The sequence below is a fragment of the Citrobacter sp. CK202 genome (assembly GCF_030333225.1).
Lineage (GTDB): Bacteria > Pseudomonadota > Gammaproteobacteria > Enterobacterales > Enterobacteriaceae > Citrobacter_B > Citrobacter_B koseri.
On sequence record NZ_JAOWGI010000024.1, the window covers coordinates 138,341 to 161,241 of the forward strand.

General features: G+C 53.0%; 24 protein-coding genes. 12 read left to right on the top strand and 12 right to left on the bottom strand.

The genetic code is table 11. The features are described 5' to 3' along the window. Positions 1-44 precede the first annotated feature (44 nt). From lpp to OGX84_RS08925, 5 genes are all read right to left on the bottom strand, one after another. Positions 45-281: a murein lipoprotein Lpp gene (lpp, locus tag OGX84_RS08905; protein WP_001082307.1), complete on the bottom strand. Its 237-nt coding sequence runs from the start codon at positions 279-281 to the stop codon at positions 45-47. Between the two features lie 311 nt (positions 282-592). Next, a complete protein-coding gene (gene pykF / locus OGX84_RS08910; protein WP_012132579.1) occupies positions 593-2,005 on the bottom strand; it encodes a pyruvate kinase PykF in 1,413 nt (470 codons plus the stop codon). A 7-nt stretch (positions 2,006-2,012) separates the two neighbouring features. Further along, complete coding sequence (ynhH, locus tag OGX84_RS08915; protein ID WP_244264181.1) at positions 2,013-2,207, bottom strand: protein YnhH; 195 nt, start codon at positions 2,205-2,207, stop codon at positions 2,013-2,015. Positions 2,208-2,381: 174 nt separating this feature from the next. After that, positions 2,382-3,527, bottom strand: coding sequence for a trans-sulfuration enzyme family protein (locus tag OGX84_RS08920; protein WP_012132577.1), 1,146 nt, complete (start codon positions 3,525-3,527; stop codon positions 2,382-2,384). A 9-nt stretch (positions 3,528-3,536) separates the two neighbouring features. Next, entirely contained in the window at positions 3,537-4,907 is a 1,371-nt protein-coding gene (locus OGX84_RS08925) for a pyridoxal-phosphate dependent enzyme (protein WP_071258175.1), read from the bottom strand. Positions 4,908-5,330: 423 nt separating this feature from the next. Here OGX84_RS08925 and OGX84_RS08930 point away from each other — a divergent pair, with 423 nt between their 5' ends. The 10 genes from OGX84_RS08930 to ydhT all read left to right on the top strand — a co-directional run bounded on the left by OGX84_RS08930 (position 5,331) and on the right by ydhT (position 14,403). Then, positions 5,331-6,353, top strand: a complete 1,023-nt coding sequence (locus OGX84_RS08930; protein WP_047457318.1) for a methionine ABC transporter ATP-binding protein — start codon at positions 5,331-5,333, stop codon at positions 6,351-6,353. Continuing rightward, the gene (locus OGX84_RS08935; RefSeq protein WP_012132573.1) at positions 6,346-7,014 is read left to right on the top strand and encodes a methionine ABC transporter permease; all 669 of its coding nucleotides are present in this window, start codon (positions 6,346-6,348) and stop codon (positions 7,012-7,014) included. Before OGX84_RS08930 ends, OGX84_RS08935 begins: the two co-directional genes overlap by 8 nt. Positions 7,015-7,035: 21 nt before the next feature. Further along, the gene (locus tag OGX84_RS08940) at positions 7,036-7,848 is read left to right on the top strand and encodes a MetQ/NlpA family ABC transporter substrate-binding protein (RefSeq protein WP_012132572.1); all 813 of its coding nucleotides are present in this window, start codon (positions 7,036-7,038) and stop codon (positions 7,846-7,848) included. 203 nt (positions 7,849-8,051) lie between these two features. Then, positions 8,052-8,261: a fumarate hydratase FumD gene (gene fumD, locus OGX84_RS08945; RefSeq protein ID WP_012132570.1), complete on the top strand. Its 210-nt coding sequence runs from the start codon at positions 8,052-8,054 to the stop codon at positions 8,259-8,261. 407 nt (positions 8,262-8,668) lie between these two features. Continuing rightward, on the top strand, positions 8,669-9,295 hold the full coding sequence (locus OGX84_RS08950) for a ferredoxin-like protein (protein ID WP_012132569.1): 627 nt from the start codon (positions 8,669-8,671) through the stop codon (positions 9,293-9,295). Between the two features lie 20 nt (positions 9,296-9,315). Then, a complete protein-coding gene (locus OGX84_RS08955) occupies positions 9,316-11,418 on the top strand; it encodes an aldehyde ferredoxin oxidoreductase (RefSeq protein ID WP_286457856.1) in 2,103 nt (700 codons plus the stop codon). Positions 11,419-11,428: 10 nt separating this feature from the next. Beyond that, positions 11,429-12,073, top strand: coding sequence for a YdhW family putative oxidoreductase system protein (locus tag OGX84_RS08960; protein WP_115181689.1), 645 nt, complete (start codon positions 11,429-11,431; stop codon positions 12,071-12,073). Between the two features lie 63 nt (positions 12,074-12,136). Continuing rightward, positions 12,137-12,805: a 4Fe-4S dicluster domain-containing protein gene (locus OGX84_RS08965; protein ID WP_286457858.1), complete on the top strand. Its 669-nt coding sequence runs from the start codon at positions 12,137-12,139 to the stop codon at positions 12,803-12,805. Next, a complete protein-coding gene (phsC, locus tag OGX84_RS08970; protein WP_286457859.1) occupies positions 12,802-13,587 on the top strand; it encodes a thiosulfate reductase cytochrome B subunit in 786 nt (261 codons plus the stop codon). The genes OGX84_RS08965 and phsC overlap by 4 nt, the downstream gene beginning before the upstream one ends. Positions 13,588-13,638: 51 nt before the next feature. Next, complete coding sequence (gene ydhT / locus OGX84_RS08975) at positions 13,639-14,403, top strand: protein YdhT (RefSeq protein WP_502873616.1); 765 nt, start codon at positions 13,639-13,641, stop codon at positions 14,401-14,403. A gap of 5 nt (positions 14,404-14,408) precedes the next feature. Here the strand turns inward: ydhT and OGX84_RS08980 are convergent, their stop codons facing one another. From OGX84_RS08980 to OGX84_RS08995, 4 genes are read right to left on the bottom strand one after another with little or no spacing between them, the layout of a single operon-like run. After that, positions 14,409-15,086: an amino acid ABC transporter permease gene (locus tag OGX84_RS08980; RefSeq protein ID WP_012132563.1), complete on the bottom strand. Its 678-nt coding sequence runs from the start codon at positions 15,084-15,086 to the stop codon at positions 14,409-14,411. Beyond that, entirely contained in the window at positions 15,076-15,855 is a 780-nt protein-coding gene (locus OGX84_RS08985; protein WP_112002402.1) for an amino acid ABC transporter permease, read from the bottom strand. The genes OGX84_RS08980 and OGX84_RS08985 overlap by 11 nt, the downstream gene beginning before the upstream one ends. After that, on the bottom strand, positions 15,855-16,673 hold the full coding sequence (locus OGX84_RS08990) for an amino acid ABC transporter ATP-binding protein (protein ID WP_112002403.1): 819 nt from the start codon (positions 16,671-16,673) through the stop codon (positions 15,855-15,857). The genes OGX84_RS08985 and OGX84_RS08990 overlap by 1 nt, the downstream gene beginning before the upstream one ends. A 1-nt stretch (position 16,674) precedes the next feature. Further along, complete coding sequence (locus OGX84_RS08995) at positions 16,675-17,508, bottom strand: ABC transporter substrate-binding protein (RefSeq protein ID WP_058669054.1); 834 nt, start codon at positions 17,506-17,508, stop codon at positions 16,675-16,677. 304 nt (positions 17,509-17,812) lie between these two features. On the opposite strand from OGX84_RS08995, the gene OGX84_RS09000 reads away from it, so the two are divergent. Further along, positions 17,813-17,992 carry a hypothetical protein gene (locus OGX84_RS09000; protein ID WP_024130375.1) on the top strand — a complete coding sequence of 60 codons (180 nt, stop codon included), beginning with the start codon at positions 17,813-17,815 and terminating at the stop codon, positions 17,990-17,992. A 96-nt stretch (positions 17,993-18,088) separates the two neighbouring features. On the opposite strand, the gene OGX84_RS09005 is transcribed toward OGX84_RS09000, so the two are convergent. After that, positions 18,089-18,229, bottom strand: coding sequence for a hypothetical protein (locus tag OGX84_RS09005; protein ID WP_096753850.1), 141 nt, complete (start codon positions 18,227-18,229; stop codon positions 18,089-18,091). A gap of 135 nt (positions 18,230-18,364) precedes the next feature. Further along, entirely contained in the window at positions 18,365-19,267 is a 903-nt protein-coding gene (locus OGX84_RS09010) for an endonuclease/exonuclease/phosphatase family protein (RefSeq protein ID WP_110494299.1), read from the bottom strand. A gap of 242 nt (positions 19,268-19,509) precedes the next feature. Between OGX84_RS09010 and OGX84_RS09015 the strand changes: the two genes are divergently transcribed. Beyond that, complete coding sequence (locus OGX84_RS09015) at positions 19,510-20,448, top strand: alpha/beta hydrolase (protein ID WP_112002404.1); 939 nt, start codon at positions 19,510-19,512, stop codon at positions 20,446-20,448. Positions 20,449-20,520: 72 nt separating this feature from the next. Here the strand turns inward: OGX84_RS09015 and OGX84_RS09020 are convergent, their stop codons facing one another. Further along, the gene (locus tag OGX84_RS09020; RefSeq protein WP_012132552.1) at positions 20,521-22,821 is read right to left on the bottom strand and encodes a TonB-dependent siderophore receptor; all 2,301 of its coding nucleotides are present in this window, start codon (positions 22,819-22,821) and stop codon (positions 20,521-20,523) included. Between the last annotated feature and the right edge of the window lie 80 nt (positions 22,822-22,901).

Below are 22,901 nucleotides of genomic sequence, written 5' to 3' on the forward strand. Positions count from 1 at the left end.
AAAAATGGCGCACAATGTGCGCCATTTTTATTACACAGGTACTATTACTTACGGTATTTAGTAGCCTGGTTGTCCAGACGCTGGTTAGCGCGAGCTGCGTCGTCTTTAGCAGCCTGAACGTCGGAACGCATTGCGTTCACGTCGTTGCTCAGCTGGTCAACTTTAGCGTTCAGAGTCTGAACGTCAGAAGACAGCTGATCGATTTTAGCGTTGCTGGAGCAACCAGCCAGCAGAGTAGAACCCAGGATTACCGCGCCCAGTACCAGTTTAGTACGATTCATTATTAATACCCTCTAGATTGAGTTAATCTCCATGTAGCGTTACAAGTATTACACAAACTTTTTTAGGTTGAGAATATTTTTTTGACGGGAATGCACTTATTTTTGATCGTTCGCTCAAAGAAGCATCGAATTGAGCTAAAATGGCTAAAAAACCGAGTGAAAACAGAATCCTTCCATCGGATTCGTCTTAGATAATCTGCGATTAGATAGTGAAATCCGATTTGATTTTTTATTAAGAGTGGCTATCGATTAAATAAAAAAAGCGCCGCGAGGGCGCTTTTTATTCAGAAAATTAATTCACACAGGAATTATTACAGGACGTGAACAGATGCGGTGTTGGTCGTGCCGCTCGGTACCAGCGCGCCGGAAACCATGACCACAACGTCGCCTTTCTGGCCCAGACCGCTCTGTAGAGCGACTTCTTTACCCAGACGGTAGAAGTCGTCAGTAGAGTTAATTTCTTTCACCAGCTGCGGCACAATGCCTTTGCTCAGCACCAGCTGACGCGCGGTCACTTCGTTGGTGGTCAGCGCCAGAATGGTGGCGTCCGGGAAGTATTTACGCACTGCACGAGCAGATTTACCGCCCTGAGTCGCAACGACAATGACCGGCGCTTCCAGTTTTTCGGCAGTTTCAACCGCGCCGCGGCACACTGCTTCGGTGATGCGCAGTTTACGGCTGTCGTTATTGAAGTCCAGACGGCTGGTCATCACGCGGTCAGTACGTTCGCAGATGGTCGCCATGATGGTGACGGCTTCCAGCGGGTATTTTCCTTTTGCGGATTCGCCGGACAGCATCACTGCGTCGGTGCCGTCGAGGATGGCGTTCGCCACGTCGCCAGCTTCTGCGCGGGTCGGACGCGGGTTCTTGATCATGGAATCCAGCATCTGGGTCGCGGTGATAACGACTTTACGCGCGCGGATACATTTTTCGATGATCATCTTCTGCGCGAAGATAACTTCTTCAACCGGGATCTCAACGCCCATGTCGCCACGAGCAACCATGATGCCGTCAGACGCTTCGAGGATCTCATCGAAGTTGTTCAGGCCTTCCTGGTTTTCGATCTTGGAGATGATCTGGATGTTCTCGCCGCCGTGCGCTTTCAGGTGCTCACGGATTTCAACAACGTCAGAACGCTTACGGATAAAGGACGCGGCAACAAAGTCAACGCCTTGTTCGCAGCCGAAGATCAGATCCTGTTTGTCTTTTTCAGCCAGTGCTGGCAGCGCGATGGAAACGCCCGGCAGGTTAACGCCTTTGTTTTCGCCCAGGTCGCCGTTGTTCAGCACTTTACAGATAACCTTGTTACCTTCGATCGCGGTGACTTCCATGCCGATCAGACCATCGTCGACCAGTACGGTGTTGCCTACGGACAGGTCAGAAGTGAAACCTTCGTAAGTGACGGCAACCATTTCGCTGTTGCCGATAACGGATTTGTCCGTTGTGAAAGTGAAGGTCTGGCCCGCTTTCAGGGAGACGTCATTACCACCTTCCAGCTTAATGGTACGGATTTCCGGGCCTTTGGTATCGAGCAGGATTGCGGCTTTTTTACCGGTTTTGCTCATTACGTTGCGCAAATTCTTGATGCGCTGACCGTGTTCTGCATAGTCACCGTGAGAGAAGTTCAGACGCATAACGTTCATGCCTGCGTCCAGCATTTTGGTTAACATCTCTTCAGATTCGGTTTTCGGACCGATGGTGCAAACAATTTTCGTCTTTTTCATGACAGTCTTAGTCTTTAAGTTGAGAAGGATATGGAAATCTGGCTTCAGGGGCGCACGGCCTTGAAGCTAAACCTGTGTTGCGAAAGTGGTGTTGCCTCGCTCTAAGGATAGGTGACATCGAAAGAGCGTGCAGAGGAATGTGTGCTCGTGTTTCAGCCCAACGGGATGGCGTGTTTTTTAGTCGTTGAGTTTTGCAGTCCAATGCGCTGAAACCATTCAAGAGACAATTGGCGCGCATTATACGCTGAAATTTACACAAAAGGAAAATGAAAACAGCGTTTCAAAAAACATCTGTGCAGATTCACAACAAATTGTTATTAAAGCGTTAATTATGATCCTTGCGTTGTGCCGCCCGGGAAAGGGCGGCGTTGCGCAACTACCCGGCGAGCGCCTGAGCTAAATCGTCCTGCAAATCCTGAACATCTTCAATGCCCACTGACAGGCGAATCAACTGTGGGGTGATGCCATTCGCCAGACGCTGCTCAAGCGGAATAGAGGCGTGAGTCATGGTAAACGGCTGGCTGACGAGGCTTTCAACACCGCCCAGGCTTTCCGCCAGGGTGAATAATTTCAGCCGCGTGATAACGTCAGTGGCGCGCTGGTCATCGCCTTTTATGACGATGGAGATCATCCCGCCGAACTGTGACATCTGCTGGCGCGCAAGGGCATGCTGAGGATGCGACGCCAGCCCCGGATACCAGACGTGTTCTACCGCCGGATGTTTTTCCAGCCATTGCGCCAGCGTCAGCGCATTGCCGCTGTGCCGCTCAATTCGCAAGGCCAGCGTGCGAATACCGCGTAATGTCAGAAAACTGCTAAATGGGTCCAGTACGCCGCCGACGGCGTTTTGCAGATAACCCAGCTGTTGTGCGAGCGCCGGGTTGTCCCCGACGACCGCCAGTCCGGCGACGACGTCTGAATGGCCGTTCAGGTATTTCGTCGCGGAATGCACCACGATATCGAACCCCAGATCAAGAGGACGATGGATCAACGGCGAAGCGAAGGTGTTATCGGCCACGCTGATAAGCTGGTGGCGACGCGCGATATCGGCAATGGCCGCCAGATCGGCCAGTTTTAGTAACGGATTTGTCGGCGTTTCTACCCAGATCATGCGGGTATCAGGACGAATCGCGGCTTCAATACCGGCCAGATCGTCAGGTTTCACCCAGCTTACCTGTAATCCGGCGCTGCGACGGCGCACATTTTCAATCAGTCGATAGGTGCCGCCATAGACATCGTCAATCGCCACCAGATGGCTGTCTTTATCGAGAAGCTCAAGCACGGTAGCGATGCCCGCCAGACCGGACGCGAAGGCATAACCTTGCGTACCGCCTTCCAGTTCGGCAATGGCGGTTTCCAGCGCATGGCGCGTCGGGTTGCCGCTGCGTGAATATTCATATCCGGTATGCTGACCCGGCGCGGGTTGCGCAAACGTCGATGTCGCATAAATCGGCGGCATAACGGCGCCGTGCGCGTCAGAAAAGGTTCCGCTATGGACGCTAAGTGTGGAATACGATTTCATGAGAGTTCCTTATTTATCCAGGCGGTTGCGCCAGTGGGTGAGCACATCGCTACGGGTGACCAGGCCGAGGAACTGGTCGTTGTCGACAATCACAGCCACCTGGCCGCGATCAAAAATAGGTTTCAGCGCGCTTTCCGGTTCACGTTTATCAAGCCGGACCACCTCGCGCGTCATCGCTTCTTTTACCGGGAGGGAAAAACGCGGGTTATCGCCCTGAATATGCGTAATCAGATCCCATTCGTCGATAATGCCGATAAGCTGATCCTCCTGAAGAACCGGCAACTGCGAAATATCGTACAGGCGCATACGCGCCAGCACGGTCGCCAGCGTATCGTCCGGCGCGGCGGTTACGGTTGCCCCTTCGTCATGACGTAAGGCGATGAAGTCGCTCAGATCGCCAGCCTGTGGCCGGGTGATGAGCCCTTGCTGGCGCATCCAGTCATCGTTAAACATTTTCGAGAGATACTTATTGCCGCTATCGCAGGCGAAGGTCGCCACGCGCTTTGGCTGCGTCTGCGCCTGGCAGTAGCGCAGGGCGGCGGCGAGCAGCGTACCGGTCGATGAACCGGCAAGGATGCCTTCGGTTCTGAGCAACTCGCGCGCCGTGGCGAAGGCGTCTTTATCGCTGATGCGAAAGGCCTGTGAAACGGATTCGATGTGGGCGAGCGGCGGAATAAAGTCCTCGCCAATCCCTTCAACCAGCCAGGAACCGGCGGTGCCGAATGTGCCTGTCTCGACCTGATCGGCAAGGATTGAACCGGCGGGGTCGGCCAGCACGAACTCCGTGTGCGGGGAGTGTTCGCGAAACCATGCCTGTAAACCGCCCAGCGTGCCGCCGGAACCGACGCCGACCACGATGGCGTCAATGCGGCCATCCATCTGGGCAAACAATTCGGGGGCGGTGGTGGAAGCATGCGCCAGCGGGTTCGCGGCGTTGTTGAACTGATCAATATAGAAGGCGCCGGGCGTCTCCTGCGCCAGACGGCGTGCGTAATCCTGATAATAGGCCGGATGACCTTTGTTGACGTCTGAGCGGGTTAATACCACCTGTGCGCCAAGCGCGCGTAAATGGAAGATCTTCTCACGGCTCATTTTGTCCGGCACGACCAGCGTCAGGGCATAACCTTTTTGCGCGGCGATCAGTGCCAGCCCCAGCCCGGTGTTGCCCGCCGTCGCTTCAATAATCGTGCCGCCGGGTTTTAGCAGCCCCTGTCTTTCCGCTTCATTGATCATAGAAAGCGCGACGCGATCTTTAATCGAACCGCCCGGATTCTGGTTCTCCAGTTTCAAAAAGAGTTCGCTTACGCCGCTATTCAGCTTATGCAACTGAAGCAGCGGCGTATTGCCAATCAGTTCCGTTACGGAGTGAAACGTTGTCATGGTGAATATCCGTCAGTGAATAACATGACGAAATAATAGGGTTGCCAAAATGCACGCCTAAAGAATGTTTGTCTGTGAATAAGAACAGAATGGAATATAAAACGCTATTTGGATGGCAGGACGTTTAGCCGTGTGGTCGTCTGGCGGTATTGATGGCCGAATGGCCCTGTTTTTGTCGATTAATTCAACAGCTTACGCTGCTCGCGTTAAGGATAATGCCGCTCCCTGCATAAAGGTTGCCGAAATTGTACTAAAGCCATTTTCCCGCGCTACGCCTCTCTTATTCCTTGCGGATATATCAAATTCCTTTTTGGTCATTTAAAAGCAGAAACACCCTGATTACACTCGTTTGGACATCCATACTGCTAAACAGCTAAAAGCACTGGCAGGATAACCATAAGCAGCAGCGGATACGATAACGATATGATCGTCCTGAAAAATATTTCGAAAGTTTTTACGCCCGGCAAGCTGTCCATTACCGCAGTGGATAACGTTAATCTGACGGTTGAACAGGGACAAATTTACGGGATTATTGGCTACAGCGGCGCCGGAAAGAGTACGTTGATTCGTTTGCTGAACGGTCTGGAAAAACCGACCGTGGGCAGCGTGACCATCAATGGTCATGATATTTCAGCGGCGACAGGAGAATCCCTGCGCCAGGCGAGGCTGAAAATCAGCATGGTGTTTCAGCACTTTAATTTGCTGTGGTCGCGTACCGTCAGCGAAAACATCGCTTTTTCTATGCAAATCGCGGGCGCGCCAAAAGCAAAAATCAAGGCGCGGGTGGCGGAGCTGATCGACCTGGTGGGATTAACCGGGCGTGAGAATGCTTACCCATCCCAACTGAGCGGCGGGCAAAAGCAACGTGTGGGGATTGCCCGTGCGCTGGCAAATAACCCGGATGTGCTGCTCTGCGACGAGGCGACTTCCGCGCTGGACCCGCAAACCACCGATCAGATTCTGGATCTGCTGCTCGATATTAATCGCCGCTTCCAGCTCACGATTGTGCTTATTACCCACGAGATGCATGTGGTGCGCAAAATCTGCGATCGCGTTGCGGTGATGGAAAACGGCAGAGTGGTGGAGGAAGGCGATGTGCTGAACGTCTTTACTCATCCGCAACAGCCGATTACCCGGCAGTTTGTCCGCCAGGTAAGTCAGTATGCCGAAGAGGAGGCGTTTAACCCGCAGCTGGCGAGCGAGCTGGGCGGGACGGTGATTAAGCTGACCTTCACCGGGCACAGTACGCATCAGCCGATCGTAGGGGAGCTTACCCTGCGTTACGGCCTGCCTTTCAATATCTTACACGGCAAGATGACGCAAACCGCGCATGGCGTGTTTGGCCAACTGTGGCTGCACGTCGTGGCGACGGAAGAACAACTGAATAATATTCTGGCGGATTTGCGGCAGAGCGATATTGAAGGTGAGGTAGTACAACATGGTTGAGAATCTGTTTCCCCATCTGAAATGGGAACAACTTTTTGCGGCAACGCAGGAAACGCTCTATATGACGGCGCTTTCCGGTATCGCGACGTTTGTGCTGGGGATTGTACTGGGGCTGGCGTTATTTTTGACCGCGCGCGGCGGGCTGTTTCAGAACCGCACGCTGTATAGCGTCATTTCGCTGGTGGTGAATATTTTTCGCTCGATCCCGTTCATCATTTTGATCGTCTTGCTGATCCCGTTTACCAAAGCGCTGGTCGGCACCATTCTCGGCGCGAACGCTGCGCTGCCGGCGCTGATTGTCGGGGCGGCGCCGTTTTATGCGCGTCTGGTTGAAATCGCACTGCGCGAGGTTGACAGAGGAGTGATTGAAGCCACGCGTTCGATGGGCGCACGTCTCAGCACACTTATTTTTCGGGTTTTACTGCCTGAATCATCACCCGCACTGGTGTCCGGGATCACCGTGACGCTGATTGCGCTGGTCAGTTACAGCGCGATGGCCGGAGTGATTGGGGCAGGCGGTTTAGGGAACCTGGCTTATCTGGAAGGATTCCAGCGCAACCACAACGACGTCACGCTGGTGGCGACGGTGACTATCCTGATCATCGTCTTCATTATCCAGTTCTGCGGCGATGTGATCACCTCTCTGTTAGATAAACGCTAATAAAATACGGAAACCATTATCATGAAAAAATCACTGACATTACTCGCCGCAGCAACCTTAAGCGCCCTGAGCTTCGCCTCCTGGGCGGATACGCTGACCGTTGGCGCCTCTAACGTACCGCATGCGGAAATCCTTGAGCAGGCGAAACCGATTCTGGCGAAACAGGGGATCGATCTGGAGATTAAACCTTTCCAGGATTACATTCTGCCGAATACCGCGCTGGCCGGTCGTGAAATTGACGCCAACTACTTCCAGCATATCCCGTACCTGAATAGCGTGCTGAAAGATCATGCGGGTGATAAAACCTATGATTTCGTCAGCGCCGGGGCGATTCATATTGAGCCGATCGGCATCTACTCTAAAAAATACAAATCGCTGAAAGATCTGCCGGAAGGCGGCAGGATCATTATGCGTGACGCGGTCTCTGAAGAGGGACGTATTCTGTCGATTTTTGAAAAAGAGGGCGTGATCAAACTGAAGCCGGACGTGGATAAGGTCAGCGCGCGCATCAGCGATATCGTGGATAACCCGAAAAAACTGAAGTTCCTGCCGAACGTGGAAGCGGCGCTGTTACCACAGATGTACAACAACGATGAAGGCGATGCGGTGGTGATTAACGCCAACTACGCTATCGACGCAGGTCTGGACCCGGTTAACGATCCGATCGCCGTTGAGAGCGGAGAAAACAATCCGTACGCCAACATCATTACCGTACACCGTGGCGACGAGAAGAAAAAAGACATCGTGGCGTTGGTTGACGTTCTGCACTCAAAAGAGATTCAGGACTGGATCCGCACGAAGTACAAAGGCGCGGTGATTCCGGTCAATAACTAATACCACGTAGTGCCGGATAGCGTGACGCTTATCCGGCCTATAAAAGAGCCTGACTGAACGGGTGAGCAAGTTACAGAGTGTGAGGTGACGGATATCGGTTAAGTTGAATAGTCACTCTGTTTATTTGTTTGATTTATTTGAGTTTTGTCTTCATGGTTAGAGTGATATATGCTGTTTGTTTGTGCTGGCGATGAGAGACAATAATGGGAAACCTGACAAAAGACGACGAACTGTACCGTGAGATGTGCAGAGTGGTTGGCAAAGTGGTTCTGGAGATGCGCGACCTGGGGCAAGAGCCGAAGCATATCGTGATTGCGGGAGTGTTACGAACCGCCATGGCGAACCAGCGACTCCAGCGCAGCGAACTTGAAAAACAGGCGATGGAAACGGTTATCAAAGCCCTGGCAGGATAATTCTCTCAGGGATGGCGCTCGCTTCGTCATCCCTTATTCCCGGTATTTAAATTCTTCACCTTGTAAATAATCAGATATCGCGTTTATATTAATATCGATATGTATATTAATATATAACGAAGGCGATTGATATTAATAATGGGAACGAGGTCACATTATTAATTATTAATAGGTTGCCGTGTTTTATATCCTCTAAATGATAATAAATATCACTCCGCTTTTATTATTTCACTTCCGGTTTTTAATTGATAACGATCAAAGTTAATAGCACTGAATAACCACATTATTTATGCGCCTAACTCTTTAGGATTAGTCTATTTGTATTTAATGATATGACGTATGCGATCCGGTTAGGGCAAAACATCGGGTGTTGTCAGCACTGTGTTTGCGAAGAGGATGCGAAATAAATGAACCAGGTCGAACGTCCAATATTAGATTTTGGCTTAACGCGGCTCGAATTTCTGCGTATATCAGGAAAGGGTCTGGCAGGATTAACTATCGCTCCCGCGCTGCTGTCACTTTTTGGCTGCAAACAGGAAGACGTTGATAGCGGTACGGTAGGACTGATAAACACGCCCAAAGGGGTCTTAGTGACTCAACGCGCCCGCTGCACAGGCTGCCATCGCTGCGAAATCTCCTGCACCAATTACAACGATGGCGCCGTGGGCTCGTTCTTCTCCCGCATTAAGATTCACCGTAATTACTTCTTTGGCGACAACGGCGTCGGCTCCGGCGGCGGCCTGTATGGCGATTTAAACTACACCGCAGATACCTGTCGCCAGTGTAAGGACCCGCAGTGCATGAAGGTCTGCCCAATCGGCGCAATTACCTGGAAACAGGACGATGGCTGCATCGCGGTTGATCATAAGCGATGTATTGGCTGTAGCGCCTGTACCACTGCCTGCCCCTGGATGATGGCTACCGTAAACAGCGAAACGAAAAAATCGTCAAAATGTGTTTTATGCGGCGAGTGCGCCAGCGCCTGTCCAACAGGGGCGCTGAAAGTTATCGAGTGGAAAGATATTACTGTTTGAATCTTGCAAAGGAAAACATTATGGCTAACGGTTGGACAGGTAATATATTACGGGTCAATCTTACAACAGGCGATATTACCCTCGAAGATTCCAGTAAATATAAAAAATTTGTCGGCGGAATGGGGGTCGGCTACAAAATTATGTATGACGAAGTCCCGCCTGGCACGAAACCTTTCGATGAAGGAAATAAACTGGTATTTGCCACCGGCCCGCTGACCGGATCTGGCGCGCCCTGTAGTTCCCGCGTCAATATCACTTCGCTCTCTACGTTTACTAAAGGTAATTTGGTTGTCGACGCGCATATGGGCGGCTTCTTTGCGGCACAAATGAAATTTGCCGGGTACGACGCGATTATTATTGAGGGTAAATCCGCTTCGCCTGTGTGGATCAATATTAAAGATGACAAGGTCAGCCTCGAAAAAGCAGATTTTCTGTGGGGCAAAGGGACGCGCGCCACGACCGAAGAGATCTGCCGTATGACCAGCCCGGAGACCTGCGTGGCGGCCATTGGTCAGGCGGGTGAAAACCTGGTGCCGCTCTCCTGTATGCTCAACAGCCGTAACCACAGCGGCGGGGCGGGAACCGGCGCGGTGATGGGGTCGAAAAACCTCAAGGCCATTGCCGTTGAGGGCACCAAAGGGGTCAATATTGCCGATCGCAAAGAGATGAAGCGGCTGAATGACTACATGATGACGGAGCTGATTGGCGCTAATAATAATCATGTTGTGCCGAGCACTCCGCAGGCATGGGCGGAATTTTCCTCACCGGCCTCGCGCTGGACGGCGCGTAAAGGCTTGTTCTGGGGGGCCGCAGAGGGCGGGCCTGTTGAAACCGGCGAGATCCCGCCGGGTAATCAAAATACGGTCGGCTTTCGCACCTATAAATCCGTGTTTGACTTAGGTCCGGCGGCTGAAAAATACACCGTGAAAATGAGCGGTTGCCACTCATGCCCGATCCGCTGCATGTCGCAGCTCAATATTCCACGGGTAAAGGATTTTGGTGTACCGAGCACCGGGGGGAATACCTGCGTGGCAAACTTTGTCCATACCACGATCTTCCCGCACGGCCCGAAAGATTTTGACGACAAGGACGATGGCCGCGTTATCGGCAATCTGATCGGCCTGAACCTGTTTGACGACTACGGTATCTGGTGTAACTACGGGCAGTTGCACCGTGACTTCACGTATTGCTACAGCAAAGGCGTGTTCAAGCGCGTGCTGCCGGCTGAGGAATATGCGGAGATCCGCTGGGATCAACTGGAAGCGGGCGATCCCAACTTTATCAAGGATTTCTACTATCGCCTGGCGCATCGCAAAGGAGAGTTGAGCCATCTTGCGGATGGTTCATACGCCATTGCCGAGCGCTGGAATCTGGGTGAGGAATACTGGGCGTACGATAAAAACAAACTGTGGTCGCCGTTTGGCTATCCGGTACACCATGCTAACGAAGCGTCGGCGCAGGTGGGGGCAATTACCAACTGCATGTTTAACCGTGACTGCATGACCCACACCCACATCAACTTTATTGGTTCTGGTTTACCGCTGAAGCTACAGCGAGAGGTCGCGGCGGAACTGTTTGGTTCTGAAGACGCCTACGACGAGACTAAAAATTACACGCCGATCAACGCGGCGAAAATCAAGTATGCCAAATGGACGCTGCTCAAAGTTTGCCTGCATAACGCCGTGACGCTGTGCAACTGGGTCTGGCCGATGACCGTTTCGCCGTTAAAGAGCCGAAATTATCGTGGGGATCTGGACCTGGAAGCGAAATTTTTCCAGGCGGTGACCGGGGATGAAACCACCCAGGCGAGCCTTGATTTAGCCGCAGAACGTATCTTCACGCTCCATCGCGCCTATACCGTCAAACTGATGCAGACCAAAGACATGCGCAATGAACACGATCTCATCTGTTCGTGGGTTTTTGACAAGGACCCCAACATTCCGGTGTTCACTGAAGGGACTGACAAAATGGATCGCGACGATATGCGTGAATCCCTGACGCTCTTTTATACCGAGATGGGCTGGGACCCTGAACTGGGATGCCCGACGCGAGAAACGTTGCATCGCCTCGGTCTTGAGGATGTCGCCGCCGATCTGGCCGCGCAGAATCTGCTGCCAGCGTAAGGAAGGTGAGATGAGTCATTCAGAGGGCGAACACTCCACGCCTGAGGTGGATATTGAAAAGCGGCAGTGGCTGCAAGGCTTACATCAGCATGAAAGGCGAGTGGATGAACCAACGCCTCCCGCGAGTCCGGCAGAGATCATGGCGGAGTTCATCCGCCAGCATTCTGCTTCAGGCCAGCTAGTGGCTCGCGCGCTTTTCCTGCAACCGCCGTATTCAGTGGAGGAAGAGGCGTTAATGCCGCTGCTGGAGACGCTGCTTCAGAGCGAGACAGGGGCGGATATCGCCTGCGTACAGGGTGCTCAGGATGATTATTACTACTCGACGCAAACCATGACCGCTAACTATGCCGACATGTGTGTGCAGGTGGTGGAGAACGATATTTGCCGGGCTATCGCACAGGCGGTGCGTTTTGATTGCCAGACCTATCCGCGACCCTACAAGGTCGCCATGCTGGAACAACCGCCATACCGCTTTGCGCCGCAGCAAATAGAGACAGCCCTTGCCGCGATCGACACGCACCCGGATTACGCGGATATTCGCCGTGTGGCGTCGTCCAACGACGTGCCGTATCTGTTTAGCGAACGTTTTATGAGCTACGGCAAGGCATATGGCTTATGCGAATGGCTTGAGGTTGAGCAGTTTCAGAATCCCTGATTGTTCAGGGTGATGTCATGGAAAGCGTGGGCGATCGCTGCCACCGGATTAGAGGATAACCAGATGTCCTTCACTCGACGAAAATTTGTGCTTGGTATGGGGACGGTGATTTTTTTCAGCGGGCCCGGCCAAAATTTGTTAGCGAACACGAAGAATAGCAAAGCGGTGCGTTATGCCATGATTCATGACGAATCCCGGTGTAACGGCTGCAATCTCTGTGCCCGGGCGTGTCGCAAGACCAACCACGTTCCGGCTCAGGGCAGTCGTTTATCCATCGCGCATATTCCTGTTTCGGATAATGAAAACGAAACCGTTTATCACTATTTCCGCCAGTCCTGCCAGCACTGTGAAGATGCGCCCTGTATTGATGTTTGCCCGACCGGCGCCTCCTGGCGTGATGAGCGCGGTATTGTGCGGGTAGATGAATCGCGCTGTATCGGCTGTAGCTACTGTATAGGCGCTTGTCCGTATCAGGTGCGTTATCTCGATCCACAAACCAAAGTGGCGGATAAATGCGACTTTTGCGCCGAATCTCGCCTGGCAAAGGGGTTCCCGCCGATTTGCGTGAATGCTTGCCCGGAGCACGCATTGATTTTTGGTCGTGAAGACAGCCCGGAAATTCAGACCTGGCTGAAGGAGAACAAATTCTATCAACACCAACTCGCAGGCGCCGGAAAACCGCATCTGTATCGCCGGTTCGGTCAACATTTGATTAAAAAGGAAAATGTATGAACGCGTCGCAGAATGCTGAACAGTTCCATGCCCAACTGGCGAACTATGTCCCCGTGTTTTCTCCCGAATACTGGCCTGTCTGGTTAGTCATCGCCGGACTGATGCTGGTAGCGATGTGGCTGGTGTTGGGGCTGCATGCCATGCTGCGGTTTCGCGCCGCCAACAAAGCCGCGGCCGGTCACGGTGAAAAGGTTTACCTGTACTCAAAAGCGGTGAGATTGTGGCACTGGTCGAATGCGCTACTGTTTGTGCTCCTGCTTGGCAGCGGGCTGATCAATCATTTCTCGCTGGTTGGCGCGTCGGTGATGAAGAGCCTGCTGACGGTGCATGAGATCTGCGGTTTTCTGCTGCTGGCGTGTTGGCTGGGTTTTGTTTTGATCAACATGCTGGGCGGCAACGGACACCATTATATTATTCGCCGCGAGGGCTGGATTGGCCGGGCGATGAAGCAGACCCGCTTCTATCTGTTCGGCATTATGCAGGGTGAGGAACATCCGTTTCCCGCCACCACACAGTCTAAATTCAACCCGTTACAGCAGGCCGCTTATCTCGGGGTGATGTACGGCCTGGTGCCGCTGTTGCTGATAACCGGACTACTGTCGCTTTATCCGCAGGCGGCGAGCGATCTGTTCCCCGGCGTGCGTTACTGGCTGTTGCAGGCGCATTTCGCGCTGGCGATCGTTAGCCTCTTTTTTATCTTCGGTCATCTTTACCTTTGCACGACAGGTCGTACGCCCGGTGAGACCTTCCGCTGCATGGTTGATGGCTATCATCGGCACTAACGGATGATCATTACGCGAGAGGATTTACGTACCTGGCGAGTCGGGCCCGTCATGTATCGTTGGTTTGTCCGTCGCTTTCCGAATGGCGGCAGCTACGCCGACGTGCATCGGGCGCTGAGCGGTGAAGGCTATCTCGACTGGGCAAATAGTCTGGTGGAATATGCCTGGTCACGCTGGCTGGATGAGGAGAGCTTTGCGCGTCAGGATATCAGCGCGATGGACAGCCTGGTGAGTGCGCAGTCGCACCACGGTAATAGCGAACACATTGCCTGCGCGGACGATAACGTTCATCTGGGATGTGCGGGCGATAACATCAAAATTGCCAGCGTGGGGTACGCTTCGCAGATTGCCAGCGCGGGGTACTGCGCGCGCATTGGCAGCGCAGGCTACAACACGCATATAGGCTGTTCCGGCGATCGCGCGCGGGTGGCGGTGGCAGGGAACTCAACCCGCGTAAGCTGCGCCGGTGACGGGAGTCGTATTGCCAGCGCGGGAATGCGGGTGCGCATCAGCACGCTGGGTGACAGGAGCAATATTGCCAGCAATGGCGATCTGGCGCAGGTTGTCAGCTTTGGCGCCAATGCCAGAATTGCCAACAGCGGAGAGAATGTTCATCTCGTTACCAGCGGTGACAATGCGGTCATCGCCAGCACCGGGCACGTTGACTCCCTGATACTGGGGCCCGGCGGCTGTGCCGCGCTGGCGTATCACGATGGCGAACGTACCCGTTTCGCCGTTGCCATTGAAGGCGAGAACAACATACGCGCCGGGGTAAAATATCGCCTCAACGAACAACATCAGTTTGTTGAGTGTTGAGCCGTTTATCGGATAGCGAATCGTCGACGGGTGAATCTCTCCAGGCCAAAACAGAGCAGGTAATAGACCAGTCCGGTAAAGATAAAAATGGCCGCCGGGTAAATCTGTACCCGGTTATTCACCTGACCGGCGACGGTAGTCAGTTCAGGAACATTGACGATAAACGCCAGCGACGTGTCTTTCAGCAGGCCGATAAAAATGCCGGTCAATGACGGCATTACATTGCGTAGCACTTGGGGAAGCAGAATGAGCCATAATGCCTGAAACGGGCGAAATCCCTGCACTACCGAGGCGTCGTACTGCCCGGCAGGAAGCGCGTTTATGCCAGCATAAACGGAGTGCATCACCGATGCCGCAGTAAACCAGGCCAGCGCCAGCGTGACGGTAACGGCGCCGGGAAGATCGCTTCCGGTAAGCATTGGCAGCAAATACCACATCCAGAAGATCACGAAGATCAGCGGAATGCCGCGAATAAATTCCGCCCAGAGAAACAGCCCATTACGGATAACGCCCGGAAATCGCCAGGCAAGACAGGCGAGAACCACCCCGCCGGGAAGCGCCAGCACGCCAGCACCCAGCGCCATCAACAACGTGAGAAGCACGCCGCCGGGTTGACCATCAGCAGCGCGTCCCCACAGTAGGTAATCCAGATTGTCGGTAATGACCGAAATATTAGCGATCATGGTGTGGACTCCTGAGGCTGAAAATACGCGTTTTGGGCTTCACTCTTTTGGCCGGGGCGGGGTTTAGCCGCGCCAGTAGCAGACCCAATACAATGCCGGTCAGCAAATAGAGCGCGGTGCCGACGGCAAAAGCTTCCAGAGCATGGGCGTTATAGCTTTCAATTTGTCGTACCTGATAGGTCAGTTCGGCAAAGCCGATACCGCTGGCAAGCGATGAGAGTTTCATCAGGTTAAGGTATTGCCCCACGATGGGTTGCCAGGCGTTTGCCAGCCCCTGGGGGAGCAGAATATGGCGGAGGGTCGTCCACGCGGAAAAACCTTGCGATACCGCGGCCTCTCGCTGCCCGGCGGATACCGCCTGCAACCCCGAGGCGATCTCCTCAACCAGGAAGGCCGATGTGAATACCCCCAGCCCCCATGCGGAGCAGAGAAATTCTGGCGTCAGCCACCAGACATCGCCAGGCAGGATCGACCAAAAATGATCGGTATTAACGAAATCAATCACGTCACGGGGCAGAAAATTCCACGCTGCGAAGTACCAGAACATCAACTGCACAAGCAGAGGCGTATTGCGAAACAGCGAGACCCAGGCAGCGACCAGACGGCGACCGAATGCGTTGCCGGAGAGACGTAGCGCGAGCAGGATAATCGCCAGCAGTGTCGACAGCAAAACGCCTGCCAGCGTGACCCAGAGCGTGGTCAAAAAACCCGAGATGACCCATTGCAGAGGTTGCCCGCTCAGCACCCCCTGCCAGTCCAGAGTAAGCATTATAACGATGACTCCTGGTGTAACGGATCGAGCACTTTCTTCAGGAAGCGCTGGGTTCTGGGGTGCTGCGGACGGGTAAAAAATACTTCCGGCGAGGCGACTTCCAGAATATCGCCGCCGTCGATAAACACGACACGGTCGGCAATTTCGCGCGCGAAGTGCATCTCGTGCGTAACGACGATCATGGTGATCCCGCTGTGGGCAAGGTTCTTCATGACCTGTAAGACTTCGCCGATCATTTCCGGGTCCAGCGCGGATGTTGGCTCATCAAAAAGGATAATTTGCGGGGAGGAGGCCAGCGCGCGGGCAATGGCGACGCGCTGCTGCTGTCCACCAGAGAGCTGGGCGGCAAATGCGTCGGCTTTTTCAGCCAGACCCACCTGGTCCAGCAACTCGCGGGCTCGCTGCCGGGCGGCCTCTTTATTCCAGCCATGCACATATTCCAGCGCCAGAGTAATGTTCTGCTGCGCCGTCAGATGGGCGTAAAGGTTGAATTGCTGGAATACGAATCCAATGCGGCTGCGTAACTGGCGCAGCGCTGCGCCCTTGAGCTGACCAATGGGCTTATCATCGATAAAAATATCGCCGCCGCTTAATGACTCAAGCTGGTTGATGAGTCGAATAAGCGTGGATTTTCCCGAACCGGATGGCCCAAGGATGGTAACGACTTCTCCGGGTTCCACCGTCAGATTGACACCGTTTAATACCCGGTGCCCGTCGTACTGTTTGATCACATCGCGCAGTTCAACGCGTGCCTGACGCAAATGCGTAAAATCCGCAGCCGAAGCTGCGGAGCGGGTAAACAAACCTGAGAGCATATTACTTCGCTTCTATTTTAAAGGCGCGCGGTTGTGGATTTTTGGTTTCGGGGCCGAACCAGACGTCATAGATTTTGGCCGCCTGTCCGGTGGACTCGAGCTTCAGCAGTTCATCGTTCACCGCCTTTAACAGCGCGGGTTCGCCTTTTTTCACCCCGACGCCGATTTCCTCTTTGCTCAGCAGGTCGGGTAGGATTTTAAAGTTGGCTTTGTCCGGCGCCCCGCTTAACAGGCCCGCCAGAATGGTGCTGTCCTGGGTGATCGCCTGAACGTTGCCATTACGCAGCGCGGTCAGCGCCAGCGGGATATCATCATAGGCCAGCACGCGGGATTGCGGGAAACGCTGGTGCAGCGCCTGTTCCCCCGTTGTTCCTTTCACCGCGCCAATTCGCGCGCGGCTGTACTCATCCAGCTTGTCGGGGGAGGTCGCCGGAACCAGGAATTGTTGCCCGGTGACAAAATAGGGAACGGAAAAGTCGATAACCTGGGCGCGCTCCGGGGTGATGGTAATATCCGCGACGATCAGATCGGCCTTACCCGATTGCAGTAACGGGATACGGTTGGCTGGGTTGGTGGCGACCAGTTCCAGTTTGACTCCCAACGATTTGGCCAGCGCTTCGGCAAAATCAACGTCGTAGCCAACGATTTTATGCGTTTGCGGATCGACGGAGCCAAACGGCGGGTTTGCATCGAACGTGGCCACTTTCACTACGCCGGCGGCTTTAATATCCGCCAGTTGATCGGCCTGGGCGGGTAACGCGGCAATACCGGATGCGAATAGCGCACTGAATGCCAGTAATGTTTTTTTAGTGCTGTGAATTGTCGTTGCCATCATCTTCTTTGATATCCCTGTAGAGACGCTAAATAATTCATGTCGCGGTCAAAAAGGCCGCTACATTCGCGACATGATTGGGTTTGTCTTTTTACGCTCCCACAACTCGCCGTCGTCACCAAATAAGAAAAGATTCTTATCTATATACAAAAAGATATTAGTAAAACAGATGTTAATGGTCGGTGAATTAAGATGGGCTGGTCTAATGCAATAAATGCACAAGGATGGCAGGATTTCGTATTTCATTTTTTCACGCGAATGCGCTGCAATAAAACGCATCCAGCATACAGACAGAGGGGCGGAGAAGATGAATGGGTTTAAACGTCTTTGGCATACTGTGGTGAAGGCACGTCCACAGACCCGACAGTACGATGCGGAGCCTCATCTTCAGCGTATTGTTGAGTCTGTTCTTCCTGTCGCCAGCCTGTATGGCGTGGATATCGCCAACATTGATCCGGAGTGGTTCCGTGATAAAACAGAACGCTGAACATCGACAAACGCGCGAGGCATACTGGAACGAAATCTGCGCGCTTTCTGCGGCTTAATCCTGAATAAAAAAACCGGCATCACGCCGGTTCTGTCGTTATATTTTGCAGGCATCGCCGCAGTCATCATCCGCAATAACCGCCTGGGCTTTTTTATCTGCGTCTTCCACACGTTCAGCGTTACGCTCTTGCGCTTCCTCCAGTCCGTCAAAGACCAGATTGTCGAGATCAATATCCATCAATCACCTGTTTAGTTCAGTGTTTGCCAGCTTTCCAGTATAGGGCAAAATCTGTGATTGATGCACCTTGCGCTATTGGCGATCGGTGCGGTTGCCAGCAGGGAAAGCGGAAATCCCGCCATCCCTGCCAATAGGTTACTGCTCGGTGAGTTCCATATCCGCGATAAAGGGGAGATGATCGCTTGCCGACGACCAGGTGAAAGCAGGGGAGTTATGCGGAATGTCTATTTTCTTCACATCCCATTTTTGCCCCTTGAAAGTGAAGATGTGGTCAATATCAATCGCCGGGTTAACCGCAGGCCATGTACGATAATCCGTCCCCTGTTTCTCAACCGGATTAAAGAAATAGCCAATTTCTTTTAACGGCTGTTCGTCACGGGTAGAGTTGAAATCGCCAGCCAGAATTTTTATTGAAGAGGCGATATCTTTAAAATCGGATGACGCATCGCCAATACTGACATCCAGCAGATGGCGGACTTGCTCAATTCGCATGGTGGGATCTTTTTGCCAGTCAAGGTGGGTAACCATGACCAGTACCGGCGTATCGAAACCCGGAACCTCAATTTGCGCCAGTAATGCTACCCGTTGTTCTGCATCGCCTGAGGGTAAATTGATAACCTGAGTATGCTGAATTTTGTATTTCGATAAAATGCCGAGTCCGTATTCACCACCGTCAAAATCCAGCGCCTTACCAAAGGCATAGTGATAGTTATTTGCATCGGCGATCGTTTTCAATTGATCAATCTTTTGGCTTCTTGCGGTTTTATTATCAACCTCTGGTACCGCAATGATATCGGCTGCAATTTTTTTGATAGCGGCGTTAAGCGACGTAAAATCAGCTACATTTTCGGACGCTTCATTTTTGCCGATGTTATAGGTCGCAATTCTTAAATGAGGCTTGTTGTTTTCATAAATCTTATCCGGGACACCGCCTTTCTGAACGGCGAGAATTTCATTACCGGCAAGTTTTTCACTGGCTATAGCGTGCGTGGAAAGGCAGCTTAGCGCGAGGAATGTCAGTGTAAAGATGTTTTTCATAACGAATAGAGGCCTTGTTTATTTGCTGTTGCCGCCACTATAACGTGCATAAAAATAGGTTACTGTGAGACTTTGCACAAACTTATATTGTTTTGCGAAATAAGTGATTAAAGTACATTCACCAGAATTTTAAATGTGAATGAAGGCCGTAACGGTTTACTTGACCCACAGGGCCTTTCGGGTAACTGTATGTAATGTTGTAAAAATCTGAATTTCACCTGTAAAAAAGGAATAACGAAGAGATGTATGGCCGTGAGTATCGAAATGGGCGTCGTCGCATGGCGCCGTTTTTAGCGATCTCTTGCATTACTTTGCTGTATGGCGCGAAAGGGTACGCCAGGCCGGATATGGAGCCGCTGGGACCGAATATCGCCGATCGGGGTTCCGCGTTTTACCATTTCAGGGTTGAAAATTTCGACTCCGCCGACGGAAAAAGGCACTACAAGGTCTGGACCGGCGTTCCTGATAAAACGCTGCCAGCGTCGGGTTATCCGGTTCTGTATATGCTGGATGGCAACGCGGTGATGGACCGCCTGACGGAGGACTTGCTGAAACAACTGGCGGAAAAAACGCCCCCCGTTATTGTCGCCATCGGCTACCAGACCCACTTACCCTTTGATCTGAACGGCAGAGCCTATGATTATACGCCCGCGCTGGAAGTGAAAAGCGGGGCGGAGGGGCGCTACCGTCGACCGGGTGGCGGCAGTGGGGACTTCCGTCGACTGCTGGAGACGCGTATCGCGCCGCAAACGGAACAAGGACTCAACATCGATCCTGAACGACGCGGCGTATGGGGACACTCCTACGGCGGCTTATTCGTCCTTGATTCGTGGCTGTCGTCGTCATTTTTTCGGTTTTACTACAGCGCCAGCCCATCGCTGGGAAGAGACAATTCCTCGTTGTTAACCCGGTTAACCACAATGGATGCCGCGAAAAATTGCCATAAGCGTTTATTTTTCATGGAAGGTTCCGCTTCACCGGGGAAAAATGCGCAGACTCCGGTTTCCGATATCCTGAATAAAACCCGCGACGCCGTTTCCGCCCTGCAAAAAGACGGGCTTGCGGTTGCCTGGTGGAATTACCCGGGATTGACGCACGGGCCGATGTTCACCGCCTCTTTTCAGAGCGCGTTACTGAATATGAGCGCGGAGGAGACTCCCGGGGCAGCGCGCTGCGATTAACCGGGCAGTGAGTGAAGAGGGCGGCGGGAAGCCGCCCTTAGCCATTACGCTATGATGCGAGTCTGGTGGTCGTCAGAAGTGTAGCCCCACCTGCATGTAGTAGGTGCGGCCAGGTTCGTTATAGGTGTTCGCACCGGCTCCCCACAGATACGCGCCCGTGGTGGCGTTACCGGTAGTCTGGGCATTTCCTTCACGGAAGTGGCGCTTGTCGAACAGGTTATCGATCCCTGCGGTTACATCCACATATTTCGTCACCGCGTAAGTCGCACTCATGCCCACCAGCGCATAAGGCGATACCTGTCGGGTTTCGCTGCCCGAAGTGGGGTTCCCTTGATAAGTGTATTTTTTCGGTTTCTGGCGGCCATACCACGTCAGCGTACCCTGCACCGACAGATCGTTAGCGGCCTGCCACTCCAGCGTTGAGTTGATGGTGTATTTGGGAATAACCGACAGGTAATCTCCACTCTTCTTATTCTTGTTCTCGATGATATAGGTGAAGTTATTTTTCATCTTCAGCGTATCGGCGAGCGGGAAATTGAACGTCCCTTCCAGCCCCTGAACGACGGCTTTTGGCACGTTTTCCCATTGATAAATATTTGCGGAGGTGGCTTTGCCCGCAACCGAGTCACCGGCTGCAATCTTGTCATGGTAGTCGTTGCGATACCAGGTCAGCCCGGCCTGCACTTCATCATGATTATATTCAATCCCTACCTCTTTATTGACGCTGGTTTCTGCTTTCAGATCGCGGTTGCCTTGCAGATAGCAGGCGCCGCCGCCGTAGCATCCCTGGCCTTTACTGAACAACAGGTAGTTGGGGTTGGTTTGATACAGGTTTGGTGCTTTCCATGCGCGGGCAATACCCAGTTTTAACGTGAAGTCACCGCCCAGTTCCTGGGAGAGGTTCAGTGACGGACTCCAGTTACTGCCGCTAATACTCTGGTGGTTGAAGCGAACGGCAGGGGTCAGACGAGTGCTGTCCGTCAGTTCAAGGTTATCTTCCGCAAAGATGCCGTAAATATCCGCTGAGCTGTATTTGCTGCGCCCGGTATCGGCAATCCCCGGAACCGAGCCCCCGCCGGTGGTGGATTCGGTATTCGACGACGGATCTTTCATCGCCTGGTGGTTAAATTCCGCGCCAAAGGTCAGCGTCTGGCTAACCCACAGGTCAAGCGGGATATTCACTTCCGAGTGCAGGTTGGTGTCATACAACGAAATGGTCGAGAACCCTTCATTTGACGGGCTGAAAATCCCCGAGATGCCGCCAGAGAGGCCTTCATTGAGGCGGGTATTACGCGTTTTTTCAAACTGCACATAGTTATTGGTGGTGACGCCGCTGTCCCAGGCGCCGGTATATTTCAGGCTGAGCGTCTGGCGGTAGAGAACGTTTGTTTCTTTGCCATAATATTTTTTTACCAGCGCGTTGCTGTTAGTGTTTTGCGTATCACCGGCATACAGGTTGCCGTGGCGACTGTAGCCGGCCCCCAGTTCCAGCGCCTGCATCGGCATAAATTCCCAGCGCAGAGCTGAATTGATATCTTTATTGATAAAACCTTCACGGCCAGCGGGGTAGCTACCGGCATAAGAACCGATACGCGGGGTCGTGTGGTTTTCGTTGATATCCTGGGCATCAGCCTGCGTTTTATTCCAGTTACCGTAGACCCGCAGGGTCAGATTATCCGCCAGCGCGCCGCTTAAACTGCCGTTATAGCGTTTGGTGCTGCCTTCGGATTTGTGCTGTGGAAAGTTGTAATAGGTATTTAAACTGCCGTGCCATTCGTCCGTCGCCGGTTTGGTGATGATATTGACGACCCCGCCCATTGCGCCACTGCCGTACATCGCGGCGGCCGGGCCACGGATGACCTCAATGCGCTCGATCATTTCTGGCGGCACCCAGTTGGTGTCGCCACGGGTATCGCGCTCATCGCTCCAGCCATAGCGCACCGAGTTGCGGCTGGAGACAGGCATACCGTCAATCAGAATCAGAGTGTTCTCCGGCCCCATGCCGCGGATATCAATCTGGCGGTTATTCCCGCGTTGTCCGCTGTTAGAGTTCCCGGTGAGATTGACGCCCGGCATGGTGCGAATGATCTCAGCGACGTCGCGCTGTATTGGCCGTTTTTTAATGGCCTCGCTGTCAATGATAGAGACGCCGGGGGCCTGGAGCGTCTGTTCTTTGGCCGTCACGACCATGGTTTCGCCGCTGTTTATTTCTTTGTCGCGGGCAGCCTGTTTCTCCGGTGGGTTACTGGCGTTTGTTTGTTCTGCTTTCTGGTTTGCCGCTGTTTTGATGTCGTCAGCCTGTACCGCAGGAATTGCCAGACTCCCTGCAATAAGCGAACTCAAAAGCGATAATTTATATGCCTTTTTTATCATGATATTAATCACTTGCCATTGTTAAAAGAGAAATTGCGTGAAATAAATTATTAGCAATATTTCTCATTTGCAACACAATA

Bases quoted from the DNA above. Each gene is read 5' to 3' on its own strand.
- pykF (WP_012132579.1), bottom strand. From the start codon at position 2,005: ATGAAAAAGACGAAAATTGTTTGCACCATCGGTCCGAAAACCGAATCT.
- ydhT (WP_502873616.1), top strand. From the start codon at position 13,639: ATGTATCGTTGGTTTGTCCGTCGCTTTCCGAATGGCGGCAGCTACGCC.
- OGX84_RS08995 (WP_058669054.1), bottom strand. From the start codon at position 17,508: ATGATGGCAACGACAATTCACAGCACTAAAAAAACATTACTGGCATTC.
- OGX84_RS08980 (WP_012132563.1), bottom strand. From the start codon at position 15,086: ATGATCGCTAATATTTCGGTCATTACCGACAATCTGGATTACCTACTG.
- OGX84_RS08950 (WP_012132569.1), top strand. From the start codon at position 8,669: ATGAACCAGGTCGAACGTCCAATATTAGATTTTGGCTTAACGCGGCTC.
- OGX84_RS09005 (WP_096753850.1), bottom strand. From the start codon at position 18,229: ATGGATATTGATCTCGACAATCTGGTCTTTGACGGACTGGAGGAAGCG.
- OGX84_RS08920 (WP_012132577.1), bottom strand. From the start codon at position 3,527: ATGAAATCGTATTCCACACTTAGCGTCCATAGCGGAACCTTTTCTGAC.
- OGX84_RS09010 (WP_110494299.1), bottom strand. From the start codon at position 19,267: ATGAAAAACATCTTTACACTGACATTCCTCGCGCTAAGCTGCCTTTCC.
- OGX84_RS08990 (WP_112002403.1), bottom strand. From the start codon at position 16,673: ATGCTCTCAGGTTTGTTTACCCGCTCCGCAGCTTCGGCTGCGGATTTT.
- OGX84_RS08940 (WP_012132572.1), top strand. From the start codon at position 7,036: ATGAAAAAATCACTGACATTACTCGCCGCAGCAACCTTAAGCGCCCTG.
- OGX84_RS08925 (WP_071258175.1), bottom strand. From the start codon at position 4,907: ATGACAACGTTTCACTCCGTAACGGAACTGATTGGCAATACGCCGCTG.
- phsC (WP_286457859.1), top strand. From the start codon at position 12,802: ATGAACGCGTCGCAGAATGCTGAACAGTTCCATGCCCAACTGGCGAAC.
- OGX84_RS08985 (WP_112002402.1), bottom strand. From the start codon at position 15,855: ATGCTTACTCTGGACTGGCAGGGGGTGCTGAGCGGGCAACCTCTGCAA.
- OGX84_RS09015 (WP_112002404.1), top strand. From the start codon at position 19,510: ATGTATGGCCGTGAGTATCGAAATGGGCGTCGTCGCATGGCGCCGTTT.
- OGX84_RS09020 (WP_012132552.1), bottom strand. From the start codon at position 22,821: ATGATAAAAAAGGCATATAAATTATCGCTTTTGAGTTCGCTTATTGCA.
- OGX84_RS08935 (WP_012132573.1), top strand. From the start codon at position 6,346: ATGGTTGAGAATCTGTTTCCCCATCTGAAATGGGAACAACTTTTTGCG.
- OGX84_RS09000 (WP_024130375.1), top strand. From the start codon at position 17,813: ATGAATGGGTTTAAACGTCTTTGGCATACTGTGGTGAAGGCACGTCCA.
- OGX84_RS08955 (WP_286457856.1), top strand. From the start codon at position 9,316: ATGGCTAACGGTTGGACAGGTAATATATTACGGGTCAATCTTACAACA.
- fumD (WP_012132570.1), top strand. From the start codon at position 8,052: ATGGGAAACCTGACAAAAGACGACGAACTGTACCGTGAGATGTGCAGA.
- OGX84_RS08965 (WP_286457858.1), top strand. From the start codon at position 12,137: ATGTCCTTCACTCGACGAAAATTTGTGCTTGGTATGGGGACGGTGATT.
- OGX84_RS08930 (WP_047457318.1), top strand. From the start codon at position 5,331: ATGATCGTCCTGAAAAATATTTCGAAAGTTTTTACGCCCGGCAAGCTG.
- lpp (WP_001082307.1), bottom strand. From the start codon at position 281: ATGAATCGTACTAAACTGGTACTGGGCGCGGTAATCCTGGGTTCTACT.
- OGX84_RS08960 (WP_115181689.1), top strand. From the start codon at position 11,429: ATGAGTCATTCAGAGGGCGAACACTCCACGCCTGAGGTGGATATTGAA.